This window comes from Pseudoalteromonas sp. PAST1 (assembly GCF_021532515.1).
In the GTDB taxonomy this organism is placed as follows: domain Bacteria; phylum Pseudomonadota; class Gammaproteobacteria; order Enterobacterales; family Alteromonadaceae; genus Pseudoalteromonas; species Pseudoalteromonas simplex.
Map to the genome: position 1 here is coordinate 13,451 of NZ_JAKGBH010000020.1, position 15,956 is coordinate 29,406.

The following is a 15,956-nucleotide window of genomic DNA, read 5'->3' on the forward strand; positions in this document are numbered from 1 at the left end:
GTTTTATAAACTACGCTGTTTTTTATCGAGGTATTTTCTAATCGCTTTGGCTGCAACAAAAAAGCCAAAGCTGCCTGTTACCATAGTTGCAGAGCCAAAACCATTATTACAGTCCATATTCATTGAACCATCTGCACCTTGTTTTGCTTGGCAAACCTCACCTTCAGAGGTTGGATATACAAGCTGCTCTGTAGAATAAACACAATCGACGTTAAATTTTCGCTTTGGATTGCTACTAAAGTTGTACTGTTTTCGCAAAATATAACGTACTTTTGCAAGCAATGGATCATGAGTTGTCTTTGCAACGTCACCAAAACTGATTTGACTCGGGTCGGTTTGCCCGCCTGCGCCTCCGGTGGTAATAACCGGTAGTTTTATGCGTTTACAGTGAGCAATAAGCGCAGCTTTTTCTTTTACAGCATCAATACAATCAATCACATAGTCAAAACCTTGAATATGCTCACGAATGTTATCTAGCGTAATGAAATCGTCAATAACATTAATTTTGATATCTGGGTTTATCAACTCACAACGTGTTTTCATCGCTTCTACTTTTGCTTCGCCTACGGTGCCAGTTAAAGCATGAATTTGACGATTAACATTCGTTGCACAAATATCATCTAAATCAATGAGGGTTAGTTGCCCTACACCCGTTCGAGCCAATGCTTCAGCAGCCCAACTACCTACGCCACCAATACCAATGACACAAAAATGTGCTTGTTGTAACCAATCAAATTGTTGATGACCATATAAACGTTTAATGCCACCAAAACGGATGTCTTGTGTTGTTTCTTTCATTTACCAATCCAACGTCCAAGGAGCTGTCCACTCTTTGAATTCGTCTGAGTTAAAAACTTCATTAAGATGAGCACCTAAAGTGTAATCGCATCGATATTCTTTAAGCTGCCCTTTATAGCTAAATTGTAGTGCATAGGCATGCAAGTTTGTGCGCTCGTCTTCACTACCCGCATAGGTACTATCACCTAGAATTGGAGCGCCTAAGCTTTTCATTGCGACTCTAAGCTGATGTGTTTTACCAGAGAATGGCTTTAACAAGTATGCACGAAGCCCTGGTCGAATACTTTTTGAATAAAAGCGTGTGATAGCAGGATTCGTTTGGCTCTTTAACAGCTTAAATGCACCACGACGACTTTTTTGCATATCCCCTTTTATCCAACCTTGCTTTTTCTTAGGCTTAGCATCACTAACGGCCAGATAAAACTTATTTATTTTATGATCAGAAAATAGTGAAGTGAATTCGGCTGCAGCTTCTTTGTTACGGGCTAATATAATTAAACCTGATGTCACTTTATCTAGCCGATGAACCGGATAGAGCTTCTCATTAACAAGCTCTTCAGCAAGTACGACAAAACCAGCACATTGTTCACTATGAAAGCTCACTCCTGCTGGTTTATAAAAAACAAAGAAGTCATCTTCAATGGCATGAAGATGAACATTGTTTACATCATGCATTTTTTAGTGGCCAAGCACTGCAATAACGCGCGCTAAATCTTCAGGAGTATCTACGCCTGCTTGCGGTGCACACAGAGCTTTTGCGATTTTAATTTTGTGACCATGATAAAGTACACGAAGCTGCTCTAATGACTCTAAAAGCTCTAATTGAGATTCTGGTAATTCGATGTAGTCTTTAATGAAGCCAGCACGATAAGCATAAATACCAATATGGCGCGCAAAATCAGCAAGATTTAGCTTATCTTTGTCATCATTCATCATCGCATCACGATGATAAGGGATTGGCGAGCGCGAAAAATACAGTGCGTTGTTGTCTGCATCGTTAATGACTTTCACGCAATTGGGATTAAATATATCGTCAATCTCATCAATGCTGGTGCTCAAAGTCGCCATTGGCGCATCAGAATCAGCAAGTAGCATGGCAACTTGAGATACATTTTCGCTTGCCAATAAAGGCTCATCACCTTGCACGTTGACAACAATAGTGTCACTTTCGAGTTTTAACTGTTCAACAACCTCAGCTAAACGTTCTGTGCCTGATTGGTGATCTTCTCGTGTCATCAATACATTATCAGTAAACTTCTTTACTGCATCAAACACTGTTTGATGATCAGTCGCTACATAAACTTGTGATGCACCTGAAGCAACCGCTTTTTCATAAACATGTTGGATCATTGGTTTACCACAAATATCAGCAAGTGGTTTACCTGGTAAACGCGTCGATGCGTAGCGAGCTGGGATAACGACTACGAATTCCACTTATCAACCTCTTCTTGGCTTAATTCACGGGCTTCATTTTCTAAAAGCACCGGGATATCGTCTTTGATTGGGTACGCTAATTTCGCAGCAGTACTGATAAGCTCTTGATTCTCTTTATCAAGACGTAATTTACCTTTACACACTGGGCAAGCGATAATTTCAAGTAATTTTGTATCAAAGGCCATTGAGGATCCCTTTTTGTTTTAATAATAAATTAAGTTTTTCGATAACTGCTGCTGTTGGCTTTGCATCAACAGGTAAATAATACCAATTTGGTTTAGCAAAACTAAAGCATTTAACGGCATCTTTTTCTGTCATAAATACAGCGTCATCTGCAAAATCGCTAAAGTCATTTGCTTGGTAGGCATAATGATCACGAAAATGATGAGTAGATAGTAAGTTAATGCCTTGCTGCTCAAGACTTATTTCAAAGCGTTTGGGGTTACCAATAGCACTGACCGCATGGCCTTTATCTTGAACTGAATTGGCGAGTTCTGAATTACTTACGGTTCGAAATGGGCTTGATGCTAAATCATAGCGGCTTTGTGCGTTGCCACCATTTTCTATGACTAAATCAACCGATTTTAAGCGCGCTTTGGTTTCACGAAGTGGACCTGCAGGCATTAATAAACCGTTACCAAATTGGCGTTCACTATCAACAATACAGCATTCGATATCACGCGCCATTTTATAATGCTGCATGCCATCATCAGAAATAATGACATCGATATCATGTTGTTCTAATTTTTTTATACTCGCTTGCCGGTCAGGGCCAACCATTACAACACAACCTAGGCGGCGTTTAATAAGTACAGGTTCGTCGCCAGCTTGCGCTGTGCTCGTTTGTTCAGTCACTAACAAAGGATACGAATCAGACTGACCACCATAGCCACGACTGATCACCGCCACTTTTAAACCTTGCTGCTGTAAGTACTCAGCAAGCCAAATAACAAAGGGCGTTTTGCCGTTTCCACCCACACTAATGTTACCAACCACAATAACCGGAACATGCGCTTTAAATGCTTTTAGTATATTTATCTTATAAAACAAAGCACGAAGCGTTGAGATAAGCCAAAAAAGCACACTGAAAGGCAAGAGTAAAATGCTTAATAAACCTGGCTTTTTATACCAGCTTTTTTCAATAACACTCACTACTGCTCACCAAACTGCATCTTACATAACGCACTATAGGTACCGTCTTTTTCAAGTAGCTCGCCATGCGTGCCCTTTTCGATAACTTGACCATGGTCGATGACATAAATGCAATCACTGTTTTCTATTGTTGATAAACGGTGTGCTATCACAATCGATGTTTTTTCTTTCATTAAGCTATCAAGTGCTTGCTGAATCAGTTTTTCAGATTCAGTATCAAGCGCAGATGTCGCCTCATCAAGAATCAAAATAGGGGCATCTTTTAATATTGCACGTGCTATGGCTATTCGCTGACGCTGACCGCCTGATAACATAACGCCATTTTCACCCACCATGGTATCTAAACCTTCTGGTAAGTCTTTAACAAACTCCCAAACATGGGCTTGCTTAGCAACCGCCATTAACTCCTCGTTTGTTAATTCGCGGTCAAGGCCATAGCAAATATTATTCGTGATGGTGTCGTTAAATAAAACCACTTGCTGTGAAACCAGTGCAAATTGCTTACGTAAGTCTGTCAGTTTGTAATCAGCAATGTTGACGCCATCAAGCAAAATTTCACTGTCACCTTCAAGCTCATAATAACGCGGCAATAAATTTGAGATGGTCGATTTACCTGAGCCAGAACGGCCAACCAATGCTATGCTTTCGCCGGCATTAATCGAAAGTGATAAATTCTTTAATACAGGTTCATCTTTCGTTGGGTATTTAAAGGTCACATTGTTCACTTCAATTTTCCCAGTTACTTTAGCAACGCTGTAGGTGCCTGTGTCTTTTTCTACCTCTTCATCAAGTACCAAAAAGATACTTTGCGCTGCAGAGATACCACGTTGTAAATCGCTATTAACGTTTGAAAGTTGCTTAAGTGGACGCAGTAACATCATCATTGATGAAATTAGTAATACGAAGTCACCTGAACTGATGGTATCAATCATCGACGGCATAGAAACAACCCACAAAATCACCGCCATCGCGCTTGCTGCCAAAATTTGGATAACAGAAACGCTTAACGCTTTAGTTGCATCCATTTTAATGCGCTGCTGACGATTATGATTATTAATAGCCGAGAATTGCGATATCTCTTGCTGTTGACCACCAAAGCCATGTATCACTTTATGACCAGATAGCATTTGCTCTGAGCTGCGAGTTACTTGGCCCATCGCTGATTGGATTTTTTTCGAAATCATACGAAAGCGTTTCGATACAAAGGCAACGATCACGGCCACCAGCGGAATAATAACTAAAAATATTAGTGATAGCTTCCAGCTGGTATAAAACATATTAAAAAGTAAGAAAACAACAAAGGCCCCTTCTCTAACAACAATTAACAGGGCTTTGGTAATGGCTTGTTGAACCTGCTCAGTATCAAAGGTGATTTTAGAGATTAAATCGCCATTTGAATTTTTATCATGAAAAGACACCGGCAGATGTAAAATATGTTCGAATAATTGTTGGCGCAACGTTCTTACAACTTGAGAGCCAACATAACTTAAACAGTACGACGACATATAGTTAAACATGCCACGACCTAATACCAATGCAATCACAACAAATGGTGCATAAGTTAAAACATCAGTGTTACGATCATTTAAACCTTCATCAATGAAGGGCTTCATTAAATTGATAAACAATGCATCCATGGCTGAATAGCCAATCATGCCTACAATGGCGAAAAACGCGATTAACTTATAATCACCCACATAACTGATTAATCGCTTATAGATTTGGGATGTAGTTTGATCCATAACACTCTCTTATTCATAGACTTCGACTATTGTAGCCTTTAGGGGGTAAAAACAAAACGTCAATCTTGTTCGAACCAATAACTTTCCTGCTCTCGCGCAAATTCTAAGCGATACGTATCTGAATAAAATTTTATGCGTATATGGCCATATTCTGCCGTCGATAACTGCTGTATATGGTGTTGGTTATAACGATTTACAACCTCAGGATGAGGAAAGCGCCATTGCCCTTGATAAGCAGATGAATGGATAACTACTTCAGGATTTACTTCATCTATAAATTCATAACTTGACGAGGTATTACTGCCATGATGGGGGCTTATTAAAATAGTCGCTCGTAAATCCACCTCCTCTTCAACAAGTTTAGCTTCTGCCGCTGCTGATATATCTCCAGTTAGTAAAAGTGAATAATTAAAACCCATTACTTTTAATAAGCAAGACTGGTCATTGCGACTCGCTTTTTCTACCTTTGCTGTAAAACTTCTGATATTAAGCTCAGCAAGTTTGATGGTGGTTGTTTTGCACTTATTTAACAGTCCCTGAGGATGAAAAGTAGCTAAAGTGTGTTGATAGCCAGCCTCTTTCCAACTGGCTAAACCGCCAGAATGATCGTTATCTAAGTGACTTATTATGGTGTCAATCACAGATAGCTGCTGTTTATTGATGTTGTTAAGTAATACGCGGTGTACATAATCATAACGGCCAAAATACTGTGGGCCTAAATCATAAATTATCGCTTTATTTTTACTGCTTACCATCACCATTAAGCCATGCCCGACATCAAACACATCCAACTGAAACTTAGCTTCTGGCTGTAATTCACTATCAACGGCATATATACAAACAGGAATTAAACACACATATTTATTAGGGCTAAAGTACAACAGCAGAAGTGTTATGTAACTGATGATCAATAATGAGAAATTAAACTCATTGAACGACAACCAACGCCAGTCATTAGGGATAGAAAGCAATAGTTGATAACTAAAATACAGGGCACTGTCGATCAGTGATAACAGACCTGAAATATCCAGTAGGCTAGAAATCAGACTATAAAAAATCAACAAAGGCAATAACAGCACACCAACCAAGGGCACAGCAATAAGGTTAATCAATAAACCTATCACGCTAGTACCTGAAAAGTAATATAAGGATAGCGGTAGTAAACCAACAAATAAAGCGCATTGAACTTGCAGTAGCTGTACAAATCGCTTTAAAAAACTAAGTGACAAATTAATTGTTTTTTTAGTCAGTAGAAAGATGATCGTAACGGCCAAAAAACTGAAATAGAGCCCAGGATTCAACAGCGTAAATGGGTCTATAAACAACACCACACTCAAGGCGTACAAAATTGAACGCCAACGCACTGGGTTTTTTCCTAAGTTATAGATTACAAGGTAACAGCCTAACATTAGCAGCGCCCGGCTTGCAGAAACTATAAAATCACTTAAGTAAACATAAACGAGCGAGCAACTGAACCCTATTACAACAAATAGCTTATTTAATTGAATTGATTGGCTTACACGAAAGTGACTCACTCTTAGCAGCCACTTACTACTATAAAAACCGACTGCGAAGATAAGTCCGATATGAAGACCCGAAATAGCAAGTAGATGAGACAATCCTAATTCACGCAAGTGCTTTTTATCTTCATAACCTATTTTACTTTTATCACCGGTTAAAAGCGCATAATAAAGCCATTGTAATTGGGTGTTTGCCGTAATTTTATCAATATAAGTGCGGTAACTCACACGCAGGGAGTCATATTGATGATGATTTAAATAGCTTATCTCTCCTACGCTTCGGCCTTTATAAAATACTCGCTCAAATAATGCTTGCCGTTCTCATTAAAACTGTAGAAATTTTTTACTGACCGATAAGGTTTAAGTTTGAGTACTGCGCTTAATTCATCTCCACTAGTAACTGGTTTATCTGAAGTAATGCTGAGCATTGCATTAGGAGCAGGTCGGATGCTTGTAGGGCAAGATTCAATATGTTTCAGACTTGCTTTAATGTAGTAAGGGCTTTGTTCACTGTATGTTTCAACTACCTCAAATCGAACTAATCGGCTTTGTTGATAATCTATTTTGCAGTCAGAGATTGAGTAAAAGATGAAGTAATGAAAAATCACTACCAAAATAGCGCAAATAAACCCTGACAATAGAGTTAAAAAAGGCTTAAAATAGGCACCTGCTAGCAATACAGCAAAACTCATTATATAAAACGCCGCAGTGCCAAATGTATATAGGGTGAAAAAACAGCCTATGACAAAGCCGCTGCATAACCAAATAGATGTAAATGGTTGCTTTAAATGGCTAAGAAAACGATCCAACGCTTTTTACCAGATCATAACAAGGTAAAAGAACACAAGTATTTAAGAATTTTTGGTCGTTTATTGCATGATGCCAATTTATGGCACTTAAATAGACGCTCAGCACGTGGTGCATTTGCGGTTGGTTTATTTTTTGCGTTCATCCCTGTTCCTTTTCAAATGGTTCTTGCAGCCGCCCTGGCTATTCCATTTCGAGTAAATTTACCGATTTCTGTTGCAACCGTGTGGATCACGAACCCACTAACCATGCCTCCTATTTTCTATTGTTCATATATTGTAGGCACGATTGCCCTTGCTCAGCCACAACAGCACTTCCAATTTGAACCAAGCTGGCAATGGTTTATAGATAGCCTTACAACAATTGGCCCAGCCTTTTTAGTTGGCTCACTTATTTGTGCTACTGCTGCTGCTATCATCGGTTATTTTGCTACCGACATGCTTTGGAAACGCTCAGTCCGAAAAGCATGGATACATCGCCATAAAAAATAACTGATTTCAGTATAGACAAAAAACCCAGCTTAAAGCTGGGTTTTTTAATATTGATTAGTAAGTCTCGATTACGAAACGATTACTTTTTAAAGAAGCGACGTGCAGCTGCAAATGGTAATAGCAATAAAGCATACCATGGGAAGCTTGCTGATTGACGCTCGTATTGTTCAATCTCTTCTGCAGGACATTCCTCAACACTGCCATCAATTGGTGTTAACTTAACAGCAACAGCAATACTTTCATATTCGATATTGCCATCAACATCGACTACAACATTACCGAATGAATCTGTTTTTTCAACAGTTTTAGTCGCAACACCAAAGATTTCATTATTGTTGTTAATTGATTTCGCTTCAGCGACCGTGTATTTAAAATGAGTCTCACCATCTTCTTCATAACAAGGTAACAAGTCATTGAGATTAACTATAGAATCATCACCCACCGTATAAATAAAGCCTTCTCTACGACGAGTAGTGGTGTTATAGATATCTGTTTCACCTTCACCAACAATAATACCGTTATCATTAATATCGTTTGCAACTGAGCTAGAGCTAGAGAAATAATCGGATGGGAAAACTACACTATCGCTTTTTTTATCATAATAAAAAAACTTAGTGCGTGTTGCTGTGTCAATTCTTTTAGCAGCATAACCAACAATAATATCATTATTATTTACAGCTAAAGCTTGTCCCGAAGTCCAATCATCGTCTTGGTCTATAAACTGTTTTACTTCACCATTTTCAAAGATAACTGGCATTGTAATTCTAGTATCGGTGTCTTTGTAACGAACATCTGATGTACCCACAATTAAACCTGAATCGTTCAGAGTTATTGCGTTGCTACGAAAAGCGAAATCTTCATCATCTTCTGGTGTTAAACCTAAACCATACAATTCTGTATTAGTGATGTTTAAAGAGCTATCTAACGTCCACTTAACAGCACGCTTGTTAAAAATACCCGCCGTATAGCTTCGATTGTATGTTTCGACACAGTCTGAGACTGGTTCATCTTCACCATCACAGTTATCAGTAATATCATCGAGAGGGTCAACTGCGATATCAATTGAAACACTACCTACAACCTCATAGCCGTTAGTTGTTTTGATAATATCATTTGCTGTACTAATACCGCCGTACTCGTCGAACTCTGGTGCAAGTTCAACTTTTACACCGTCTTCTGTAATTACAATAGCACGACTAATAAAATCTCTTAAGAAATGTGTTTCCTCTTCATCTTCATCAGTTTGTGTAAACGATGTTTTTTCATATGGGGCACTCCCCCAACCAACCATAACACCATCATCACTAACTGCATTTAGGATGTTCGTAGTTGAACGCGTTAAGCCATCATAATCTAGTGATTGCTCATCGAATAATACCTGTTCCGAAACACCCTCGGAGCCGTATATCGTCGCAGCTACACTTGATAGTTTCTGATACTCTGAATTAGTTAAACGGTTAGATTGCGTGTCTGTAATAAAATCAATCATAAACTGATGGGCATCAGCATTGGTATTCACTGCATCATTATTTTCAATATCATCTAATGTAAAAGTAATCTCTTTGTCTATTGATTCAAAATATGATTCACGAGCATCATAGGCATTCTTGATAGCAGAGTCTGTAAAATCAATATATGAGATATCAATTGGTAACCTATAAAGAGAATTGGCTATACCTATAATATGACCATTCTCACTGACATCTGTTACGTAATTATGTTTTGCTCCGTCTAGCCCACCTAATTCTTCTAATTTATAGGTTGCGCTCATCGCTGAGGTACTTAGGGTGGCTAAAATACTGGCAGCGAGTAATTTGTATTTCATTTTAATCCTTACTACTGATTCTTTAAATCTTCGAGTTCTTCCCAGCGCTCAAAAGCGACTTCAAGCTCAGACTCTAACTCGGCTAAATGGTTCAATGCTTCTGTTGTAATTGCAGCATCTTGCTTAAAAAAGTCAGGGTCATTAACCACAACTTGCTGAGCGTCTAACGCTTTTTCAAGTTGTTCCACTTTACTGGGTAATTCTTCTAATTCAAGTTTTAATTTGTAAGAGAGTTTATTACTTTTCTTTGGTGTTTTATCTTGGCTAACAACGGCCGGCTTTTCTTGCTTAATTTGTTGCTGTTGTTGTTTTTCTTGCTCAGCTAAATGAGCTGCATACGCTTCATAGTCGCTATAGCCTCCGACAATGTCAGTGATCTTGCCGTTACCTTCAAATGCCCATACAGAATTACAGGTATTATCAATAAATTCACGGTCATGGCTTACAATCAGCACAGTGCCCTGATATTGGTTAATGATCTCTTCTAAGAGCTCTAAGGTTTCAATATCAAGATCATTGGTTGGTTCATCGAGAACAATAATGTTAGATGGCTTTAAAAATAACTTTGCTAATAATAAGCGGTTTTTCTCACCACCTGAAAGTGCTTTTACTGGCGTTCGCGCTCTTGCCGGTGGAAATAAGAAGTCTTGCAAGTAACCAAGTACATGACGTGAGCGCCCGCCCATCATCACTTCTTGCTTACCTTCAGCTACGTTATCTTGCACTGTGGCTTCTTCATCAAGCTTTTGACGATACTGGTCAAAATAAGCAAACTCTAAATTAACACCTTGCTTAACACTGCCGCTATCTGGTGTTAAGTCACCAAATAAAATTTTAAGCAGTGTTGTTTTGCCAATACCATTGGGTCCGACAAGGCCAACACGATCGCCACGCATAACAAGGGTCGAGAAATCTTTCGCGATCACTTTATCTTTAAATGCATGACCGATGTTTTTCGCTTCGAATACTAATTTACCTGATCGATCCGCTGTTTCAATATTGAAATCGGTTTTACCGACCTGATCAACACGCTGCTTACGCTCTTTACGTAACTCTTTTAAAGCGCGCACACGGCCTTCATTACGCGTTCTACGTGCTTTAATACCTTGGCGGATCCACGCTTCTTCTTCTGCTAAGCGCTTATCAAATAGTGCGTTTTGTGTTTCTTCTACTTTTAAATCATGCGCTTTTTGCTCAAGGTACGTCGCGTAATTGCCAGGGTACGAAACCAGCTTACCACGGTCTAAATCAAGAATACGGGTTGCAACTGCTCGAATGAATGCACGGTCGTGAGAAATAAAAACGATACCGCCTTTAAACTCTTTTAAAAACTGCTCAAGCCAAATAACACTACTCATATCTAAATGGTTGGTAGGTTCATCAAGTAGCAGTAAATCGGGTTCACTAACCAAGGCTTTTGCAAGCGCAACTTTACGTAGCCAACCACCTGATAATGATTCAAGCTTGGCTTCTGGGTCTAGCTCTAAACGAGATAAAACGAGCTGAATACGGGTATCAAAGCGCCAGCCATCAACAGTTTCTAATTGATTAGATAAACGCTCTAATTTGTTGAGCAATTTATCGTTATAGTCTGTTTGCATTTGATTACTAACTTGGTGATATTCTATCAGTAAGTTAGCGATGTCAGGCATACCCTGCGCTACATAATCAAATACAGAGCCTGCCGCCCCTTTTGGTGGATCTTGCTCTAAACGTGAAATGCGAATACCGCCTAATTGGTTGATTTCGCCATCATCCAAAGTCACTTGGCCATCAAGCACTTTTAGTAGTGTTGATTTACCTGCCCCGTTTCGACCAACGATACAAACACGCTCACCTGACTCAATAACGGCATCAGCATCATCTAGTAGCGGATGCGTACCATAAGCAAGTTGAGCTTTGGCTATTCTGATTAAATCCATCGTGATTACTACTCTTATTCTTTATTATCAGCAATAAATTGCGCTAATTGCTCAGCATCAAAAGGCCAAAATAATTTCTCGCCTTGATGAGATTCCACAACCGGAATACTGGTTTGGTAAAGTTCAATCAGCTGTTCACTGTGCATAATGTCTTTTGCTACAAACGAAGCGTTTGCAGCAATTAATAATTCATCGGCCATTTCACACAGATGACAGCCATCGGTGTGATAAAGGGTAAAATTAGCCATGAGTAATAAGCCAGCTATTATGAATTTGCTTATTACGTTTAAAGTCTGGTGATAAAGTCTTGTCAGAAATGTTTTCTGCTTTTAAACCCAGCCCCATTAGCCCTACTTCATCCATGTTAAAGCCACGCTTATTGTTTGAGAATATAAGCGTACCGTTCGGGCTTAAAATCTTCTTAACCCAGGTAAGGAGTTTGATGTGGTCGCGCTGAACATCAAACGCATCTTTCATACGTTTTGAGTTTGAGAACGTCGGTGGATCTAAGAAAATTAAATCATATTGGCCTTGTGCATACTCAAGCCACTTCAAGCAGTCTGCTTGCTCAAAACGATAACGCGTATTGCTAATGTCGTTAAGGGCAAAGTTTTCTTGTGCCCATTTTAAGTAGGTTTTTGACATATCAACCGTGGTAATCGCTTTGGCACCACCCACAGCAGCATGCACAGATGCGCTGCCTGTATAAGCAAATAAGTTTAAGAAGCGTTTGCCCTGTGCGTTTTGTTGAATATAACGACGAGCTAAACGGTGATCTAAGAACAAACCAGTGTCTAGATAATCAAATAGATTAACTTTGAATTTAGCGCCAAACTCTTCAACGACTTGCGTACGATTTTGTTTAGCTACCTTAGTATATTGTTCTTCACCTTTTTGCTTTTTACGCACTTTAACTGCGATATTTTCTGGTGCGATATTTAACTGCTCTGCAGTCAGGCTGATCACATCTTGCAAACGTTTTTGAGCCGTATTATCGTCGATTTCTTTCGGTGCAGCATATTCAAAAATAACCGCAGAATCATCGTACACATCAACAGCTACGTTATATTCTGGAATATCCGCATCATAAACACGGTAGCAGCTCACTTCATTTTGCTTTAACCAGTTCTTTAAATTTTGCTTATTTTTCTTTAAACGGTTTGCAAAGGCGGTTGAACCTTCAAAGTTAAGAGCTGGCTTATCTTCTTTGCTAAGTTCTACTTGTTTATCGTCTAGTTGGTATAAATTCAACACAACATCTAACGGGCCATTTTTAAATTTATAGCGTTTTAACTTAACTAACTTTAATAACTTAAATAAGCTTTCGTCAGTGCCAAGCAAAGCAAGTTTCCAATGATTAAAGTGCTTTTTGAAGCCAACACCTAAGCTACGGTGTAAGTTAACCAGCTCAGCCATTGAGCCTAAACGTTCACCATAAGGTAAGTTTGAAATCACTACACCAGGTAGTTTCGCAACGGAGGTTAACTTAGTGGCATCGCTTTGTTTAAACTTAATAACATTACCAAGATCAGCACGCTCTGCATTTTCTTGCGCTTTTGCAATCACACTTCCGTCAATATCATGGCCAATAAGCCAAAGTTTAGGATCTGTAATTTGTGCAGTTAGTTCTGCTTTTAATTCTTTGTATTTTTGAATTCTGAAACTAGGCAGGCGCTCAAAAGCAAAACCTTCACGGAATAAGCCCGGCGCTTCATTGCGTGCCATGCTTGCAGCTTCAATTAAAATAGTACCCGAACCACAACATGGATCGAATAAAGGTTGTTGTACGTTTTCAAGCCAACCACTTCGTTTTACAAGGGCTGCAGCTAAATGCTCTTTAATCGGCGCTTTGCCTTGATCTTGACGATAACCACGCTCAGATAAACGCGGGCCTGAATAATCGATGTAAAGCGCAACACCTTGACGGTTCAATCTTGCTACAACACGTACATTGGCATTGTATTTATCAACATCAGGACGTTGCTCGAATAAATCCGCGAAGTAATCAACAATCGCATCTTTTACAACTAGACCTGAAAATTGCGTATTTTTTAAATCGTTATTTGTACCACTAAAATCAACAGCAAAGGTTTGCTTAGGGCCAAACCACTCCTGCCAAGGCTGTAAGCGTGCAAATTGATAAAGGCTGTCTTTGTCTTTTACGCCTTCTTTTTCTTCTATCAGCATCATGATACGAGTCGCAAAACGGCTCGATAAACAAATCTTTTGTGCTAATAAGCTATCTGCTTCAAAACGTACAGAGCCCACGGTTTGTTTTGAGACTTCTGCACCGAGTGCTGTAAGCTCATCAACAAGTAAATTTTCTATTCCGATAGAAGTAAGTGCGATAAATTGCAAAGTAAAAACCCTTAAATGCTAATTGCGCAGGATTATAGCATAGCTTGGCGAACAAAAACGCCAACATTTGCAGGGATATTAGCTGGATTTTTACTTAGCCCACTAGGTTACAAATCTCGCGCCGCGATTAAATCGCCCCTAGAGTGAACAAATTTTAATTCACAAAGGTCAACACGCCCTAGGCTGATTTGAACTGTTTTTGTTGAATATAAACAGGATGGATACGGTTATTTAAAACCTTAATAGCTTCAAACTGTTCAAGAGAAAGGTTTTCGTCTAATTGAAAGTGTTGGCTTAGGTTAATACACACTGAGGCTTCGCTCGAGTGGTCAACAATTAAAAACTCACCTTCTTGTGCCTGCGAGCACAATTTAACCACTGCTTCAACACTTGGCTGGCTGCCATGATACTCATGAAAGAACCAACTTTTTGCAAGTACAGGCTTTAAATGAAATTTGGCCGCAGTGGCATTTAGCGCGATTTGGCAAAGCTGTGCAGGGTTCCACAGTGAGAATGTTTCGAGGTATTGATAAACTTGCTGATAAAATGCAGCATCTTCAAGGCTAAAGTTTGGCTCTTGTAAAACAGCATCAGTAAGTTGGCGAAGTTTGTAAGGCGTGCACAGTTGCATATCTTGGTCAAGGTCAACCAAAAGACGATTATTTTTCGCACAAGCAAGCCATTTCCATTGCTTAGATGCTTGTAACATGTCTCCTCCCTAACGAATAAATACTCTGCGCTTAATCATAAATTATAACTAAAGCAGATCATTAATAAAATGATTTCTTAGAACATTTTATTAATGATCAATTGCTTAGATAACTGATCCTTATAAGCTATTTAGGATCGTTTTTACCAATTCTGGGCCTTTATAAATGAATCCAGTGTAAACTTGTACAAGGTCTGCACCAGCTGCAAATTTCTCTTTTGCAGAATCCGCATCATCAATACCACCCACACCAATGATAGGTAGTTTACCTTCGGTTAAACGCTTAAGCTCACTAACCACGTGGGTTGAACGCTGACGAACTGGTTGGCCAGATAAACCGCCCGCTTCGTTTGCGTATTGTTGACCTTGTACCATCGCGCGCTCAAGCGTGGTATTTGTAGCAATAACACCATCGATCTTATTGTTGATCAATGACTCACTAACTTGGCCAATTTGTACTTCATCAAGATCAGGGGCGATCTTAACTAGCATAGGTACTTGTTTGTTATGTTTAGCAACTAGATCAAGTTGTTCATTCTTTAAGCTTTGCAATAAGTCATCAAGCGCTTCACCATATTGTAAGTCACGAAGACCCGGGGTATTCGGTGAAGAAATATTTACTGTGATGTAGGATGCATGCTCAAATACTTTACGCATACAGTGAATGTAATCATCTTTACCCTGCTCGTTTGGTGTATCTTTATTTTTACCAATATTAATACCTAGAATACCGTCGTATTTCGCTGCTTTAACATTGTTAACTAGGTTATCAACGCCCTTATTGTTAAAGCCCATGCGGTTAATAATCGCATTTGATTCAGGTAAGCGGAAAATACGTGGCTTGTCATTACCCGCTTGAGCACGTGGTGTAACAGTACCTACTTCAACAAAACCAAAACCCATTTGCGAAAATGCATCAATACACTCGGCATTTTTATCTAAGCCTGCCGCTAAACCTACTGGGTTTTTAAACTCTAAACCTAAAAAGTTAACGGGTTTATTAGGGACAGATTGAGACCACGCAGCACTCAATGGCGTATGAGCAAATCGGCGTAAATTATTAAGTGCAAATTCATGAGCCCACTCCGCATCACGGGTAAACATAAAACGGCGAGCTAGATCATAAAACATGGTTTGTTCCTTAGGTAAAAATAAACAAGGTAGCCGTTTATAAACGGACCATTGCAAATTAAGGGCA

At 39.2% G+C, this 15,956-nt stretch carries 15 protein-coding genes; 1 reads left to right on the plus strand and 14 read right to left on the minus strand.

Going from position 1 to position 15,956, the window contains the following annotated elements:
• Window positions 1–3: 3 nt before the first annotated feature.
• Genes tcdA through L1272_RS11420 form a run of 8 tightly spaced genes read right to left on the minus strand, consistent with a single transcriptional unit; the run spans window position 4 to window position 7,338 of the window.
• Complete coding sequence (gene tcdA / locus L1272_RS11385; RefSeq protein ID WP_054561573.1) at window positions 4–798, minus strand: tRNA cyclic N6-threonylcarbamoyladenosine(37) synthase TcdA; 795 nt, start codon at window positions 796–798, stop codon at window positions 4–6.
• Window positions 799–1,473, minus strand: a complete 675-nt coding sequence (locus L1272_RS11390; protein ID WP_187489252.1) for a TIGR01621 family pseudouridine synthase — start codon at window positions 1,471–1,473, stop codon at window positions 799–801.
• Between the two features lie 3 nt (window positions 1,474–1,476).
• Entirely contained in the window at window positions 1,477–2,232 is a 756-nt protein-coding gene (gene kdsB, locus L1272_RS11395) for a 3-deoxy-manno-octulosonate cytidylyltransferase (protein WP_235373453.1), read from the minus strand.
• Window positions 2,220–2,417, minus strand: a complete 198-nt coding sequence (locus L1272_RS11400; RefSeq protein WP_036968654.1) for a Trm112 family protein — start codon at window positions 2,415–2,417, stop codon at window positions 2,220–2,222. Before L1272_RS11400 ends, kdsB begins: the two co-directional genes overlap by 13 nt.
• The gene (lpxK, locus tag L1272_RS11405; protein ID WP_235373455.1) at window positions 2,407–3,384 is read right to left on the minus strand and encodes a tetraacyldisaccharide 4'-kinase; all 978 of its coding nucleotides are present in this window, start codon (window positions 3,382–3,384) and stop codon (window positions 2,407–2,409) included. Before lpxK ends, L1272_RS11400 begins: the two co-directional genes overlap by 11 nt.
• Window positions 3,384–5,126, minus strand: coding sequence for a lipid A export permease/ATP-binding protein MsbA (gene msbA, locus L1272_RS11410; RefSeq protein WP_138600660.1), 1,743 nt, complete (start codon window positions 5,124–5,126; stop codon window positions 3,384–3,386). The genes lpxK and msbA overlap by 1 nt, the downstream gene beginning before the upstream one ends.
• 59 nt (window positions 5,127–5,185) lie before the next feature.
• Window positions 5,186–6,913 (minus strand): DNA internalization-related competence protein ComEC/Rec2, encoded by a 1,728-nt coding sequence (locus L1272_RS11415; RefSeq protein ID WP_328250216.1) that lies wholly within the window; start codon window positions 6,911–6,913, stop codon window positions 5,186–5,188.
• A gap of 5 nt (window positions 6,914–6,918) precedes the next feature.
• Window positions 6,919–7,338: a hypothetical protein gene (locus L1272_RS11420; RefSeq protein ID WP_235373458.1), complete on the minus strand. Its 420-nt coding sequence runs from the start codon at window positions 7,336–7,338 to the stop codon at window positions 6,919–6,921.
• 96 nt (window positions 7,339–7,434) lie between these two features.
• Between L1272_RS11420 and L1272_RS11425 the strand changes: the two genes are divergently transcribed.
• Window positions 7,435–7,944 carry a DUF2062 domain-containing protein gene (locus L1272_RS11425; RefSeq protein WP_054551382.1) on the plus strand — a complete coding sequence of 170 codons (510 nt, stop codon included), beginning with the start codon at window positions 7,435–7,437 and terminating at the stop codon, window positions 7,942–7,944.
• A gap of 79 nt (window positions 7,945–8,023) precedes the next feature.
• On the opposite strand, the gene L1272_RS11430 is transcribed toward L1272_RS11425, so the two are convergent.
• The 6 genes from L1272_RS11430 to pyrD form a co-directional block, all read right to left on the minus strand.
• Complete coding sequence (locus L1272_RS11430; protein WP_235373460.1) at window positions 8,024–9,769, minus strand: DUF3466 family protein; 1,746 nt, start codon at window positions 9,767–9,769, stop codon at window positions 8,024–8,026.
• An 11-nt stretch (window positions 9,770–9,780) separates the two neighbouring features.
• Entirely contained in the window at window positions 9,781–11,691 is a 1,911-nt protein-coding gene (gene uup / locus L1272_RS11435) for an ATP-binding cassette ATPase Uup (RefSeq protein WP_235373461.1), read from the minus strand.
• A gap of 14 nt (window positions 11,692–11,705) precedes the next feature.
• Window positions 11,706–11,939 (minus strand): glutaredoxin family protein, encoded by a 234-nt coding sequence (locus tag L1272_RS11440; protein ID WP_235373463.1) that lies wholly within the window; start codon window positions 11,937–11,939, stop codon window positions 11,706–11,708.
• The gene (gene rlmKL / locus L1272_RS11445; protein WP_235373465.1) at window positions 11,932–14,049 is read right to left on the minus strand and encodes a bifunctional 23S rRNA (guanine(2069)-N(7))-methyltransferase RlmK/23S rRNA (guanine(2445)-N(2))-methyltransferase RlmL; all 2,118 of its coding nucleotides are present in this window, start codon (window positions 14,047–14,049) and stop codon (window positions 11,932–11,934) included. Before rlmKL ends, L1272_RS11440 begins: the two co-directional genes overlap by 8 nt.
• A 178-nt stretch (window positions 14,050–14,227) precedes the next feature.
• A complete protein-coding gene (locus L1272_RS11450) occupies window positions 14,228–14,758 on the minus strand; it encodes a cell division protein ZapC domain-containing protein (RefSeq protein ID WP_235373467.1) in 531 nt (176 codons plus the stop codon).
• Window positions 14,759–14,878: 120 nt separating this feature from the next.
• Window positions 14,879–15,889, minus strand: coding sequence for a quinone-dependent dihydroorotate dehydrogenase (gene pyrD / locus L1272_RS11455; protein ID WP_199529676.1), 1,011 nt, complete (start codon window positions 15,887–15,889; stop codon window positions 14,879–14,881).
• Window positions 15,890–15,956 lie beyond the last annotated feature (67 nt).

Coding starts and splice junctions, on each gene's coding strand:
- L1272_RS11400 (WP_036968654.1), bottom strand. CDS start 2,417: ATGGCCTTTGATACAAAATTACTTGAAATTATCGCTTGCCCAGTGTGT.
- L1272_RS11440 (WP_235373463.1), bottom strand. CDS start 11,939: ATGGCTAATTTTACCCTTTATCACACCGATGGCTGTCATCTGTGTGAA.
- pyrD (WP_199529676.1), bottom strand. CDS start 15,889: ATGTTTTATGATCTAGCTCGCCGTTTTATGTTTACCCGTGATGCGGAG.
- L1272_RS11450 (WP_235373467.1), bottom strand. CDS start 14,758: ATGTTACAAGCATCTAAGCAATGGAAATGGCTTGCTTGTGCGAAAAAT.
- L1272_RS11390 (WP_187489252.1), bottom strand. CDS start 1,473: ATGCATGATGTAAACAATGTTCATCTTCATGCCATTGAAGATGACTTC.
- L1272_RS11430 (WP_235373460.1), bottom strand. CDS start 9,769: ATGAAATACAAATTACTCGCTGCCAGTATTTTAGCCACCCTAAGTACC.
- tcdA (WP_054561573.1), bottom strand. CDS start 798: ATGAAAGAAACAACACAAGACATCCGTTTTGGTGGCATTAAACGTTTA.
- msbA (WP_138600660.1), bottom strand. CDS start 5,126: ATGGATCAAACTACATCCCAAATCTATAAGCGATTAATCAGTTATGTG.
- L1272_RS11425 (WP_054551382.1), top strand. CDS start 7,435: ATGGCTAAGAAAACGATCCAACGCTTTTTACCAGATCATAACAAGGTA.
- L1272_RS11420 (WP_235373458.1), bottom strand. CDS start 7,338: ATGAGTTTTGCTGTATTGCTAGCAGGTGCCTATTTTAAGCCTTTTTTA.
- uup (WP_235373461.1), bottom strand. CDS start 11,691: ATGGATTTAATCAGAATAGCCAAAGCTCAACTTGCTTATGGTACGCAT.